At 66.3% G+C, this 13,825-nt stretch carries 11 protein-coding genes; 3 read left to right on the top strand and 8 right to left on the bottom strand.

Translation table 11 applies throughout. The features are described 5' to 3' along the window. Positions 1-25: 25 nt before the first annotated feature. From QI450_RS15335 to QI450_RS15320, 4 genes are all read right to left on the bottom strand, one after another. A complete protein-coding gene (locus tag QI450_RS15335; RefSeq protein ID WP_226775196.1) occupies positions 26-1,018 on the bottom strand; it encodes a hypothetical protein in 993 nt (330 codons plus the stop codon). Positions 1,019-1,124: 106 nt separating this feature from the next. Further along, the gene (locus tag QI450_RS15330; RefSeq protein ID WP_226775197.1) at positions 1,125-2,804 is read right to left on the bottom strand and encodes a helicase HerA-like domain-containing protein; all 1,680 of its coding nucleotides are present in this window, start codon (positions 2,802-2,804) and stop codon (positions 1,125-1,127) included. Positions 2,805-2,867: 63 nt separating this feature from the next. After that, entirely contained in the window at positions 2,868-3,569 is a 702-nt protein-coding gene (locus QI450_RS15325; protein WP_226775198.1) for a type 1 glutamine amidotransferase domain-containing protein, read from the bottom strand. A gap of 49 nt (positions 3,570-3,618) precedes the next feature. After that, a complete protein-coding gene (locus tag QI450_RS15320; protein ID WP_226775199.1) occupies positions 3,619-4,488 on the bottom strand; it encodes an aldo/keto reductase in 870 nt (289 codons plus the stop codon). Positions 4,489-4,727: 239 nt separating this feature from the next. On the opposite strand from QI450_RS15320, the gene QI450_RS15315 reads away from it, so the two are divergent. Then, positions 4,728-5,717 (top strand): LLM class flavin-dependent oxidoreductase, encoded by a 990-nt coding sequence (locus tag QI450_RS15315; protein ID WP_226775200.1) that lies wholly within the window; start codon positions 4,728-4,730, stop codon positions 5,715-5,717. Positions 5,718-5,890: 173 nt separating this feature from the next. Next, positions 5,891-8,518 carry a trehalase-like domain-containing protein gene (locus tag QI450_RS15310; protein WP_226775201.1) on the top strand — a complete coding sequence of 876 codons (2,628 nt, stop codon included), beginning with the start codon at positions 5,891-5,893 and terminating at the stop codon, positions 8,516-8,518. Positions 8,519-8,537: 19 nt separating this feature from the next. Here QI450_RS15310 and QI450_RS15305 read toward each other — a convergent pair whose 3' ends face one another. The 4 genes from QI450_RS15305 to QI450_RS15290 all read right to left on the bottom strand — a co-directional run bounded on the left by QI450_RS15305 (position 8,538) and on the right by QI450_RS15290 (position 12,083). Further along, positions 8,538-9,533 (bottom strand): DUF1524 domain-containing protein, encoded by a 996-nt coding sequence (locus QI450_RS15305; RefSeq protein WP_226775202.1) that lies wholly within the window; start codon positions 9,531-9,533, stop codon positions 8,538-8,540. Positions 9,534-9,635: 102 nt separating this feature from the next. Next, positions 9,636-10,562 (bottom strand): AEC family transporter, encoded by a 927-nt coding sequence (locus tag QI450_RS15300; protein ID WP_226775495.1) that lies wholly within the window; start codon positions 10,560-10,562, stop codon positions 9,636-9,638. A gap of 115 nt (positions 10,563-10,677) precedes the next feature. After that, complete coding sequence (panD, locus tag QI450_RS15295; RefSeq protein ID WP_226775203.1) at positions 10,678-11,106, bottom strand: aspartate 1-decarboxylase; 429 nt, start codon at positions 11,104-11,106, stop codon at positions 10,678-10,680. Between the two features lie 65 nt (positions 11,107-11,171). After that, complete coding sequence (locus QI450_RS15290) at positions 11,172-12,083, bottom strand: LysR substrate-binding domain-containing protein (RefSeq protein WP_226775204.1); 912 nt, start codon at positions 12,081-12,083, stop codon at positions 11,172-11,174. A 144-nt stretch (positions 12,084-12,227) separates the two neighbouring features. On the opposite strand from QI450_RS15290, the gene QI450_RS15285 reads away from it, so the two are divergent. Beyond that, positions 12,228-13,691 carry an amino acid permease gene (locus QI450_RS15285; RefSeq protein WP_226775205.1) on the top strand — a complete coding sequence of 488 codons (1,464 nt, stop codon included), beginning with the start codon at positions 12,228-12,230 and terminating at the stop codon, positions 13,689-13,691. Positions 13,692-13,825: the final 134 nt, after the last annotated feature.

Here is a 13,825-nt window from a genome sequence, read left to right as displayed (position 1 = left end):
GGCGGTCTTCGCGGTCTGACCCGTGCTAGTAGCTCAGCAGCGGTGTGACCTTGACCGAGTCGGCGTCCACGTCCAGGCGGGTGGTGAAGCTGAAGTCGTGGACGGCGTTCAGTTCGGTGGTTGCCCCGCTAAACAGGTCCACCTGCCGGGCCGTGATCCGCGCCGTGCCGTTCAGTGGGGCAACCACCCAGCGTCCGCCGAACGGTTCGATGCTGATGGTGGGGTATTCGGTGATACTCCAGTCGATCGTGCCGGGAACCACCTGGTTGAAGGTGGTGTGGTAGAACGGACAGTCCGGCTGGAGCTTCTGCTCTTTGTCCGCAGTGTCGGCGCACGTGTCCAGGAACTCCTTTACCTTGGCGTCCACCGCCTGCTTCAGCCCGTCGGTGGCTTCGGTCAGCAGATTCAGCGGAGCGGCGGGGACATCGCGGCCGGAGAGTGTGGCTTTGGTCGGTGCGGCGGAGAAGTACTCACCGGAGAGGGACGCCTCGTACTCGCCCGGGTAAAAAGCCGCGAAGGAATTCCTGCCGCTGGGCATGTTCACCGGAACCCCGTTGAGGATCGCCTCGCTGGAGTTGACCACTGTGACGTTCAAGACCGGCAGCGCAGCGGGAAAAATAGCCCACTTGTGGAAGAACAACCACTCGGTTCCCGAGCGTTCCAGCAGGAATTCGGTCCGCAGTTGGCTGCCGTCAATCGTGTAGTCAATCGGGACCATCACCTGGTTGCCGCCGCGGTCCTCGGCCGCGCCGTACTTCACGCCGCTGATCCGGGCCGCGGCCGTTTGGAGCGCGGTGCCGTCCAGCATGGCCGCGTTGCTCTGCGGAACGGAAGCATGCAGTAAGCCGAGGGCCTTCCCGCCCTCGCCGTTCTGCAGGGCAGCCAGATACTCCCGGACAGGTTGCTGCGGGCTTGCCAGGGATCCGTTGACCAGATTGACCGTCACGATGCCCCCGGCCACGGCAAGCATCAGGCCCAGCAGCCACCCGGCTGCGATCCTGACCAACGCCTGACTCATTTGCACTTACCATACGTTACCTGCACCCTGCAGGAATTCCCTTGTCGTTAGGGACGCGCCCGGCCCGCACGGATCGCGTGAGCTGGGGACGCCGTCCCGCCGGACCTTAGCGGCGGCGCTTCGGGGCGGTACCGAAGACGCCGCGCAGCAGTTCGCGGCCGAGCTGGGTTCCCAGCGAGCGTGCCATGCTTTTCAGCCCGCCGCCAAGGGCGCCACCCAGGACACCGGAAAGGTCGCCGGCTCTGCCGCCGTCCGCCGCCGGGCTGCGCTGGGACTGCCGGGGCGACTCGCGGGGTTCGCGTGGTTCGGGCGCCGCGGCGGGCCGGCTGCTGGGACGGCCCAGGATTTCCTCCTCGATCCGCCGGGCTTCGGCGTCGACGTCGGTGGTGGCGGCACCGGCGGGAGCCGGGGCGGCGGGTCCCGTATCCGGCGAGGCTTTCCCGGAGATCTTTTCATAGGCGGAGACATTGTCGACGGCGGTGCCGTACTTGGCCAGCAATGCGGAGCCGGCCACGGTGCTGGCGATCAACGCGTCGGCGCTGGGACCCATCACCGATTCCGGCGCGCGCAGCCGGGTGAGTGCGACCGGCGTCGGGGCACCATTCTCGTTCATCACGGTAACGACCGCCTCGCCGATCCCGGCGGAAGTAAGGGTTTCCGCCAGATCGTAATCGCTCACCGGGAAGGTGGAGACGGTGGCTTTGAGCGCCTTCGCGTCCTCGGGCGTATAGGCCCGGAGGGCATGCTGCACCCGGTTCGCGAGCTGCCCCAGGACGTCGGCGGGAACATCCTTGGGAGTCTGGGTCACGAAGAAGATGCCAACACCCTTGGACCGGATCAGTCGTACGGTGGTGGTGATCGCAGCCAGGAACGCCTTCGAGGCGCCGTTGAAGAGCAGGTGGGCTTCGTCCAGGAAGAACACAAGCTTGGGCTTGTCCAGGTCGCCGGCCTCGGGCAGGTCCTCAAACAGATCGGCCAGCAGCCACATCAGGAACGTCGAGAACAGCATCGGTTTGGTCTGCAGGGTGGGCAGCTCCAGACAGGTGATCACGCCGCGCCCGTCCGGGGCGGTGCGCAAAAGTTCTGCGGTGTCGAACTCGGGTTCGCCGAAGAACTTCTCCATACCCTGCGCCTCAAGGGTGATCAGCTCGCGCAGGATAACGCCGGCGGTCGACTTCGAAAGCCCGCCGAGTTCCTCAAGTTCGTCCTTGCCCTCCGCGGACGTGAGGAACTGGATGACCGCGCGAAGGTCCTTGAGGTCGATCAGTTCGAGCTGGTTCTTGTCCGCGAAGTGAAAGACCAGCTGCAGGCTCGATTCCTGCGTTTCGTTGAGCTCCATAACGCGGGAAAGCAGGACGGGCCCAAAGGAGGTGATAGTGGCGCGGACCGGGATCCCGGTGCCGTCCCCGCCCAGGGCCAGGAACTCCACCGGGAACGTTTTGCCGGACCAGGGCTGCCCGATCCCCGCCGTGCGCGTGATGAGTTTCTCACTGCCGGTGGCGGCTGTAGCCAGCCCGGAGAGATCCCCCTTGATGTCCGCCAGGAACACCGGGACCCCGGCGGTGGAAAGCTGTTCCGCCATCATGTGCAAGGTCACGGTCTTACCCGTGCCCGTTGCCCCGGCCACCAGTCCGTGGCGGTTCATCATGGACAACGGGAGCCGGACAGGAGCGTCCTTGTGGACCTCGCCGTCGACGATCGCGGCACCCAGCTCAATTGTGGGCCCCTGAAGGGTGTAGCCCTGCTGGATGGTGGCGACTTTGTCTGCGGTGGATTTGATGGCCATGCGGACAGCTTAGCCGGGTCCGGCGGCCCGGACCCGGCTTCAGCGGATGTTGTTTTTATGCTGCTATTCGGCGAGGGCCTTGAGAACTTCCTTCGCCACAGCCTCGCTGGACTGCGGGTTCTGGCCGCTGATCAGGTTGCCGTCGCGCACAACGTGGGAGCTCCAGGCAGCCGCCGTTTCGACGATGGCGCCTTTGTCCTTCAGCTCGTCCTCCACGAACCACGGCGTGTTGGGGCCGGTGCCGCCGTTGAGTTCCTCTTCGTTCGTGAACACGGTGAGGCGGCGGCCGGCGAAAGCAAACGCCCCGGCGTCGTCCGTGGCGCTCAACAGGCCGGCCGGGCCGTGGCAGAACGGTGCGATGACTTTGCCGTCGGCGTTCGCCGCAACCAGGAGCTTGCCAAGGTCCTTGTCCTCGTAAAGGTCGGTCATCGGGCCATGGCCGCCGGGCATAATGACCGCGTCGTAGCCGGCGATGCTGACGTCGGCAAGCACCAGCGGCGCGGACAGCTCAGCGTCGATCGTGGCGATGTAGTCGCGGAATCCGTTCGCCCGTTCCTCGCCGCCGGCGGCCTCGGGTGCGAGGCTGACCTGGTCAACAGTGGGCTTGGCGCCGCCCGGGGTGGCGAGGTGGACGGTGTGCCCGGCGTCGAGCAGGGTCTGATGCGAAACGACCAGTTCCTCAGCCCAATAGCCGGTGGGGTGTTCGCTCCCGTCGCGCATGGTGAGGGAATCGGCGGCGGATACGACCATCAGGATGTTAGCCATGTCAGGCTCCTGTTCTGCCGGCCACGGGGCCGGCGTTGATATTGGGGACTTAGTGGGCGGCTTGGAGCTCGGCGTAGGCGGCGTCGTCCAGGACAACGCCGGCAGCGGCCAGGTTCTCTTCGAGGTGTTTGACCGAACCGGTTCCGGGGATCGGCATCATCACTGAGGAGCGGCGCAGCAGCCAGGCGAGGGCCACCTGCGAAGTGGTGGCGCCCAGCCGCTTGGCAGCCGCATCCAGCGGGCCGCCGGGCTGAGCAAGTTCGCCCGCGGAGATCGGCGCCCAGGGGATGAATCCGATCCCGTTCTCCTCGGCGTAGTTCAGCACGTCCTCGGAGCTGCGGTCGGTCAGGTTGTAGCGGTTCTGCACGGTGGAAACGGTGAAGTACTTACCGGCTGCTTCGAGCTCTGCGACGCTGACCTGGGACAGGCCCAAGGCCTTCACCTTGCCCTCGTTTTGCAGGTCACGAAGCACAGCGAACTGCTCCTCCGGGTCTACCTTGGGGTCGATCCGGTGCAGCTGGAGCAGATCCAGGGCGTCGACCTTCAGTTTTCTCAGGCTCAGTTCGGTCTGCTGGCGCAGGTATTCGGCCCGGCCCAGCGGCACCCACTCGTGCGGGCCGGTACGGGTGAACCCGACCTTGGTGGCGATCCTCAACCCCGCCTTGTACGGGTGCAGTGCCTCGGCCAGGATTTCCTCGCTGATATTGGGCCCGTACGAATCAGCGGTGTCAATGAAGTCGACACCGAGCTCAACCGCACGGCGGACGACGGCGATGGCGGCGTTGCGGTCGGCTGGCTCGCCCCAGACGCCGTCCCCAACAATCCTCATGGCGCCGAATCCCAGCCGATGGACGGTGCCCAGGTCCTTGAGTGCGATCGTGGCGGATGTTTGCGGATGCTGTGAGTTGTTATGGCTCATAGGGGCGGCAACTCCCTGAGCCAGCTGAGTATTCCGGACGCGTCGCAGTGCCGGAGTTCGGCTCCGGCGGACGGGGCTGCAACTATCCCCCTCCTTGAGCCTCAGCCCGGAAAGAGCATGGGGGACGCCACAGCTGGCACAGAAATATCCCGGGGCCCGGCGTCGTTGTCTACAGTGTGCCCGCACCGGGATCCGGTGCGGCTACTGAGAATTCCCCGCTACGAAAGGCCGGCTTTTCCGTGACTGTTCCGCTTTCCATCCTTGACCTGGCAACCATCGGTAAGGGCCAGACGGCGGCCGAGAGCCTGGCGGGAAGCGTGGCCATGGCGCAACTCGCCGAGAAGCTGGGGTACCGGCGCGTCTGGTACGCCGAGCACCACAACATGTCGGCCATCGCCTCGTCGGCCACCAGTGTGCTGATCGCCCACGTTGCCGCGCACACCGAAAGTATCCGCCTCGGCGCCGGCGGGGTGATGTTGCCAAACCACTCACCGCTGACTATCGCCGAGCAGTTCGGCACCCTCGAGACCCTGCACCCTGGACGGATCGACCTTGGCTTGGGCCGTGCGCCCGGCAGCGACCAGAATACGCTTCGTGCCCTGCGCCGCGACCCGATGTCTTCGGACAGCTTCCCGCAGGACGTGCTGGAACTCCAGGGCTACCTGACCGGCCCCACCCGCATCCAGGGCGTGGAAGCCACCCCGGGCAAGGGCACCAACGTCCCCCTGTACATCCTGGGATCCTCCCTGTTCGGCGCCAAGCTCGCTGCGCAGCTGGGCCTGCCCTACGCCTTCGCCTCGCATTTTGCGCCGAACGCGCTGCGGGACGCCGTAGCCATCTACCGCCGCGACTTCCAGCCCTCCGCGCAGCTGGACGCCCCGCACGTGATTGCCGGCGTCAACGTGATCGCGGCGGATTCCGCAGCCGAGGCGCAGCAGAACTTCCAAGCGACCAAACGCGCCAGGGTCTCACTGTTCTTCGGCAACGGCCGCGAATTCAGCGACGACGAGGCGGACATGGTCCTGGAGTCGCCGCAGGGCCAGCACATCGCCCAGATGATGAAGTACTCGGCCGTGGGCACCCCCGACGCCGTGTTGGAATACCTGGACGGATTCGCCGCGCATGCTGACGCCGACGAGCTGATCGTCGCGCACCAGAGCAATGCCACCGATTCCCGGCTGCGTTCGGTACAGCTTCTGGCCGACGTCGCAGGACTCGTGCGGGTCTAGGCTCCGGCGTCCAGCCACCGTCGACGTCCGATGCGGTACCGGCGGTTGCGGAATTTACATAACTGCAACCGCCGGGACACCCGAGGGAAACGGGGTGCAGCGAATACTGGGAGTACGCCCGGCAGCGGGCGCACTCAAGGCAGGCATGGGGGACTAACCAAAGGACTCCGCACATGCCCACTCCGCTCAACCAGTCCCTGGCGGACTCTGCCCTCCTGACGAAGTCCCTGCCGCTGGGCCTGCTCCGGGCCTTCGTCCAGACCAACGCCGCCGACGACGGGCTGACGCCACAACTCCTGGCGGAACTTAAAATCCTGGCCCGCACCCCGGCGCTGCTGGTGGCGTGCAACTACGGCGGGACCCTGTGCGCGGCGGAAGGCATTTCCACCGAGACCCTGCCGCTGGGCAGCGCGGCGATTGCCCTCCGTGCGCTGGCGGCGCTCCCCAACACCCATGCCGCCGTCATCTCGGGGCGTTCCCTGCGCGACCTGGCCGCAGTCTCCCGGCTCCCGGCCGAGGTCCACCTGGTCGGCTCGCACGGTGCCGAGTTCGACATGGGTTATGCCCACGGCCTGTCCCTGGCCACCGAATCCGTGTTGCAGCAAGCCAGCCAGGCCCTTGCCGAAACTGTGGGCGCCTACCGGGGAATCACCATCGAACGGAAACCCGTCGCAGTGTCGGTGCACACCCGCCCGGCCGCTGCCGACGTCGTTGCGCTCGCCACCGCGCAAGCGCAGGTGATAGCCCGCGCGCATGGGCTGGCCCTGATTGTGGACGGTTCGGTGCTGGACCTTTCCGTGGTGGAACCGGCCAAGGCAGCCGCCCTGGAACAGTTGCGCTCCATGCTCGGCGTCAGCGCAGCCCTCTACGCGGGAGACGCTGCGAGCGATGAGCTGGCAATGGCGACGTTGCGCGGGCCGGACATGGCGCTGCGGGTGGGGGCGGGACCCACCCTGGCGCCGCATCGGCTTCCGGACCCCGAGTCCTTCGCCCGGGTGCTGGCCATCCTCTTTGAACTGCGGCGGGCCTGGCTCTTCGGAGAGGACGCCGTCGGACTGGAGCGGCACTCCATGATCGGCAACGGCTCGTCCACTGCCCTTATCACCCCGGATGCCAAAATCTGCTGGATGACCCACCCGCTGCCGGATTCCGGATCGCTCTTTGCGCATCTGCTCGGCGGTGACGCTGCCGGCCACTTTTCGGTCGAACCGGTCAAGGCCTCGCAGGTCCTGGGGCAGCGCTATGTGGACAGCACGATGATCGTGGAAACCCGCTGGGCCGACGTGACAGTCACCGACTACCTGGAACCGGCGCCGGAGGGTGTCACCAGCCTGGTCCGGGTGCTCTCCGGAACGGGGACTGCGCGGATTGTCTTTGCGCCCCGTCCGGACTACGCCAACGCGCACTTCAGCATGGAGGCCCGTGGATCAGAGCTGCACGTGGTGGGGACCGCCGACCCGATGATCCTGCTTGCCCCAGGTGCCAGCTTCAGGATCACCTCCGACGGCCGCCACGCCACCGCGACTGCAGAGGTTGAGTTGCGGCACGGTCCGGTGGTGCTGAACCTGCGCTGCGGCGACACGGAACTCCACCGCGCGGCGCCGCCCGAGGAAAACTCCCGCCGTGCCGCCGTCGCGCATCATTCCCGGCGTTGGGTGCAGGCGCTGCAGTTGCCCGCGGTGAAACCGTCCCTGGTCCGCAGGTCCGCCCTGGTGCTCCGGGCCCTGGTGCACGAGCCCACCGGTGCGGTGCTGGCGGCGCCCACCACCTCCCTGCCGGAGGGGATCGGCGGCACGCGGAACTGGGACTACCGGTACTGCTGGCTGCGGGACGGCTCGATGACTGTTAATGCGCTGGTGGACCTCGGCTCGACGTCGGAGGCTGAGGGGTTCCTCGCCTGGCTGGGCCGGATCCTTGCCCACTCTCCGGGCCCGGAGTGGCTGCACCCGCTGTATTCGGTTACCGGGGCTCCGCTGTCAACCGAGGCTATTATCGAGAGCCTGCCCGGTTACGCGGGCTCCCGGCCGGTGCGGATCGGCAATGCCGCCGACCATCAGGTGCAGCTTGACGTCTTCGGGCCGATCGCCGAGCTCATCGATGCCCTGAGCGCGCGGCAGGGGGAACTGGCCGAGGCCCATTGGGAGCTGATGGTCCAGATGGCGGCTGCCGTCCTAACCCGCTGGCAGGAGGCGGACCACGGAATCTGGGAAGCCCGGCGGGCGCCCCGGCACCACATATATACCAAGGTGATGTGCTGGGTGGCTCTGGACCGGGCGCTGCGCACCGCCGCCCGGCACGGACGGACGCCGCTGCCGCAGTGGGCGCCCACTGCGGCTCTCATTCGGGACGAAGTCCTGCGCGAGGGCTGGGATGAGAGCGCCGCGTCCTACACGGTGGCCTATGACAGCCCGGATCTGGACGCTGCGGTGCTGCACATTGGGCTCTCCGGCCTCCTGGACGTCGCCGACCAGCGCTTCCTGGACACCGTCACAGCGGTGGAACGGGAGCTGCGGGTGGGCCCCACGGTGTTCCGCTACCGCTACGACGACGGGCTGCCCGGACTGGAGGGCGGCTTCCACATCTGCACCACCTGGCTCATTGAGGCGTACGTGGCGGTGGGGCGCATCGAGGAGGCATGGGACCTGTTCGACCAGCTGGTCAATCTGTTTGGGCCGACCGGGCTGCTGCCGGAGGAGTACGACCCGGGCACCGAAACGCACTTGGGAAACCATCCGCAGGCGTACTCGCACCTGGGTTTCATCCGGTGCGCCCGTCTGCTGGACGCGCTGCCGAAGAACTAGGTTCCGGACCCCGACATCCCTATTCGCAGGCGACCCCGTCGCGGTCGCCGTCCATCTGCTCGCGGTAGCCTGGCTGGCCGGATCGCAGCGGCGCGGCCCCGGCCGCCCGGGCAGCGGCGCAGTTCGCGTAGAACACGGCCGCAGGGGCCGGCGCTGCGGGGCCCGGGGCTGCGGGAACTGGCGCCGCCGGGGACGGCGTGTTGGGGGTGGCCGTACCTGTGCCGGCAGGGATTGTTGCGTCCGGGCAGCCGCCGAGGATCCGTGCCATCGCATCATGCTCGGCTTGGGTGATCCACAGGCCGTAGCCGGACTTGACGGAGATCTGCCGGGCAACATAGTCGCAGCGGAAGGCTTTGTTTGGCGGCAGCCAGGTCGCGGCGTCGCCGTCGCTCTTTTGCTGGTTGTTGGGGCCGTCCACCGCGAGCAGGTTCAGCGGGTCGTTGGCCAGGGACAGCCGCTGGGCCGCGGTGAGTTGCTGGGCGCCCTTTTGCCAGGCGTCGCTGAGGGCCACCACATGGTCAATCTGTACGGCGGCGCTGGTGGTGCTGCCGCGGAGGAAATTGATCAGGGTCCCCGTGTACGGGTCGTTCAGGACGCCGGAGAGGACCACACACTCCCCGGTGCCGGGCTTGAGGGCGAGGGCTGTCAGGTCCCGGCGCAGCACATCGTTGCGGGTGTCGCACCCGTTGCGGTCGACGTCGGCCCAGGCCTGGCCAAACTCTTCGCGTGAGTAACCCGTCTTGGGTGCCCGGCCCTTGACCGGAATCGTGGCCAATTCGTCCAGGGCGTTGCCGGCGCGCGGGCCGGCGGTGATGTCCGCGGGCGAGGTGGCCGGCGCCGGCGTCCCTGGCTCCGCCGGTGCTGTAGCGCCTGCGGTGGCCGCCGGGGCGGCGGCCGGACCCGTCCCGGGTGCGGCGCAGGCCGTGGCTGAGACCAGCAGCAGTCCCGCCAGCCCGGAAACGATCCAGTCGACGGCGCCGGGTGCGCCGCTGCTGCGCGTTCTGAGTGTGTGCATTTTGTCCCCATATTGTGCTGGTGCCCCGGATCTCCGCGGGCCGGCTAAAGCCGGTCCCAGCCTACCGGCGCGGGAAACAACCCGGGCACGGCCTGGCCGGTATCAGGCGAGGAGCAGTGCCACGCAGATCATGGCGGGCACTGCGACGACTGTGGTGACGAGCACGGTGTCCTTCGCGACCGTGAGCCCGGTCTGGTAGCGGCTTGCGGCAACGAACACGTTCTGCGCCGTGGGCAACGCCGACGTGACCACCACCGCAAATAGCTCTTGCTCTTCCATGCCAAGGAGGAAGCGCGCGAAAACGTAAGCCAGCGCGGGATGCACAACGAGCTTGAACCCGCTTGCCAGCAGGGTGTCGAGACGCCGGCCCGCAGAGGCCTGCAGGGGCCGGGACCCATTGAGGCTCATGCCAAAGGCGATCAGCATGGCCGGAATCGCGGCGCCGCCGATCAGGTGGATTGGCTGCATCACGAGATCGGGGACCCGCCAGCCGGTCCCCGCCACGAGCAGGCCGAGTCCGGAGCCCACGATCATCGGATTTCGCAGGATCATCAGCCCGAAACCCAGCGGTGTGGTCCGGTGGTTGCTTGTCGTGGCGTCGAGGGCCATCAGGAACAGCGGCGTGAAGAAGGCCAGCTGGAAGATCAGCAGGGGAGCCACGTAGCTGGCGTCGCCAAGGACGAAGGCGGCGATCGGGATGCCTAGGTTGGCGGAATTGGCCAGCGAGGCGCCCATCGAGGACATCAGCGATTCCGGCACGGAACGCTTCAGGAGGACGCGGACAATGACGAAGAAAAGCGCCGCAGTGGTGATGGCACCGGCTGCTGTGACCAGCAGGGGCGCCGCGAAGACGTCGTCCAGACGAGCCTTGCCGAGCGTTTCGAAAAGCAGTGCGGGGCTGGCAACAAAGAAGGTCAACGCACTGAGCACGGAGCGGGCGTTCGTACCCAGGATCCCGCGCCGGCCGACGAACATGCCCACCAGGATGATGCACCACACCACAAAGAATCCGGCGAGAACGCCTAGCATGTGGTGGCCGTCGGCGTCAGGCATAGGGTGGCAGTCACCTGCCAAGAGTAATCAGCTTTATTTACTCCTGGTGCCCGTTACGGCGTGGACACTCCGCCGGCGCGGCGGCTCGGCGTCAGCTAAGTGTTGCGTTATCCAGCGCGAACGGCGGACGCATGGTCCCCGGCGTATGAGCCTCCGCGGGGTCGGAGCCGATCTGGACGATGTTGTTGTCCTTATCCACATGGACCACCCTGGGACGATAGGCCTTGGCCTCGTCCGTGGTCATTTGGGCGTAGGTGATCAGAATGATGATGTCGTTCTCGTGCATCAGGTGTGCGGCGGCACCGTTGATGCCAATGACCCCGGAACCGCGCTCGCCGGCGATTGTGTACGTCTCAAGCCGGGCACCGTTGGTGACGTCGACGATGGATACCAGCTCGCCGGGAAGGATGTCGGCGGCGTCCAGCAGATCCAGGTCCACGGTGACCGATCCGACGTAGTGGAGGTCCGCGTGCGTGACCGTGGCGCGGTGGATTTTGGACTTGAATATTGTGCGGTTCATAACGCCACCAGTCTAGCGCCGGTCCGCCGGCGGCGCTGTGCGCCAGGGGGCGCCGACCCGCCATATTACGGGCCCGCGGGCGGGATGGACGCGGCGGTCTCGGCCAGGATCTCTCGCGCGGCCAGGATTGCCGGGCGCTTGACGCTGGAACGCCGCACCGAAGTGAAGATGGTCCGGTGCGGATCACCCGGCAGGGTGATCAGATCCGCCGTCGTGCCTCTTCCGGTCCAGACGAGGTCAGGCATAAGGGCCACGGCGTTGCCGGATTCGATCAGCCGGATCTGCGCCTGCAGGTCAGCCGTTTCGAACCGGACGTCGGGCTCAAAGCCGGCGCTGCGGCAAGCCTGCTCTGCCCAATGCCGCGACGCGGCCCCGCGGGGTTCCATCACCCACGCCATCCCGGCGGTCTCCGCGAGGGACGTTATTGCCGCGCGGTCGGCGGCGGCGGGCGGAACCGCGAGGCGGATCGCATCGCCTGTGAGCCGGACGCGGTCGAGCTCGGCATACCGGGGTGCTGCGTGTCCGGGGTACTGCTCGGCAATCACCAGGTCGAAATCGCGGGCCCACGTTTCGTGGAGTGCCGTTTCGGGTTCCTGCTGGGTCATTTCAACCCTCACCTCGGGATAGCGTGAGGACATACGGGTGAGCGCGTCAGGCATCAGTGCCAGCGCCGCGGACTGGAAAACGGCCATCCGAACGGTGCCGGTCACTGTCGTGAGGGAGGCTGCCAGGTCCGCCTCGGCCTGTTCCAGCGTTTCCAGCAAATGGGCCGTGTGGGCTACCAGGACTTCGGCCTGCGGGGTGAGCTGAACCCGGCGACCGGTTTTGCGAAGCAGTTCGACGCCGGCCTCCTTTTCCAGCAGTGCCAGCTGCTGCGACACCGACGACGGGCTGTACTGCAGCGCTTCCGCTACCGCGACCAGGGTGCCGCGGATTTTCAGTTCGCGCAACAGGCGCAATCGCCGGACATCCAGCATCGCTATTCCTTTGTGAAATCTAATGGTTATTGATTAGGAGAATTCACTTTATCTAATGCAATCCGGCTTGCATACTGTTGTCGTTGAGTTACCCCCATCACAGGGTGGGTTGATGGGTGCCACACCAAACGGGAGACCCTGAAAATGAACGCACAAGACATGACCAGGTCGATCTTGCGGCGCAAGCCAATCGACGACATCGAGGAAGAAAGCCTTCATAGCGGGCTTTTCAAGAGCCTTGGGCTATGGCAGCTGACGGCCATCGGCGTCGGCGGTATCATCGGCGTCGGCATCTTTTCCCTGGCGGGCCTGGTGGCCCATGGCAGCGAGTCCGAACCCGGCGTCGGACCGGCCGTACTGTTTTCCTTCCTGATCGCGGGCCTCGCCTCCGCGGCTGCCGCGCTGTCCTACGCGGAATTCGCCGGAATGATCCCCCGGGCCGGCTCGGCATACACGTACGGCTACGTGGCCCTCGGGGAAATCATCGGCTGGTTCATCGGCTGGGACCTGCTGCTGGAGTACATTGCGATCGTGGCTGTTGTGGCCATCGGCATTTCCGGGTATTTCGATGCGTTCCTGACCGGCATCGGCGTGCACATGCCCGCCTGGATGACCGCGACGCCGGACGAGGGCACCGGGGGAATCATCAACCTCCCGGCGATCGCCGTCTGCCTGCTCGTGACCTGGATCCTGTCCCGCGGCACCAAGACTTTTGGCCGCTTCGAACTTGTAGCCGTAGGGATCAAGGTGGTCCTGATCCTGTTCATCATCGGCCTGGGCATCTTCTACATCGACACGGGGAACTACAACCCGTTTATGCCCAGCGGCTTCGGTCCGGTGGTGGCAGGCGCGGCCACCGTGTTCTTCGCAGTGTTCGGATACGACGCCATGAGTACCGCAGCGGAAGAGGCGACCGACGGCAAGAAGCACATGCCGAAGGCCATCATTATGTCCCTGATCATCGCGATGCTCCTGTACGTTGCCGCCACCCTGGTGCTCACCGGCATGCAGAATTTCAAGGACATCGACCCCAAGGCCGGCTTCGCCTCCGCGTTCAACGGTGTCGGCCTGCCGGTCATCGCCACGATTATCTCGGTCTTTGCCGTGCTGTCGATCCTGACCGTGATGCTCACCTTCCTGCTCGGCGTCACCCGCGTCTGGTTCTCGATGAGCCGCGACGGCCTGCTCCCCGGCTGGTTCGCCAAGACCGACCGCCACGGCACCCCGCAGCGCGTGACCTGGATTGCCGGCGTCGCTTCGGCACTGCTGGCCGGGGTATTCCCGATCAAGGCAGTCGCCGACCTGACCAACATCGGCATCCTGGCCGCGTTCGTCGTCGTCTGCTTCTCGGTGATCGTGTTCCGCTACAAAAAACCCGACGCCCCGCGCACGTTCCGGCTGCCGCTGATGCCCCTCGTTCCGGCCTTCGGTGTACTGGCTTCCGGGTTCCTGATGTTTCAACTGCACTGGGAGACCTGGCTGCGATTCGGCGTCTGGCTCGTCGTTGGTCTTGTCATCTACTTCGGCTACGGCCGAAAGCACTCACTGATGAATCCCGACAGCCCCCGGCACGAAGAAGCCGTGGAGATGCACCGCCACATCGGCTAGCCCCGACGCTCCCTCAGCTCCGGTCGTGTTTCCCCCGACGCTCCCTCAACTCCGGTCCACGATCGGCGAACCCTCTCTCATCTTGTGGGAGAGGGTTTCGTGGTTTCCCGACGGAAGTGAGGGAGGGCCGTGCG

The organism is Arthrobacter sp. EM1, from assembly GCF_029964055.1.
In the GTDB taxonomy this organism is placed as follows: domain Bacteria; phylum Actinomycetota; class Actinomycetes; order Actinomycetales; family Micrococcaceae; genus Arthrobacter.
This window is presented reverse-complemented; position numbering and strand designations above follow the sequence as displayed.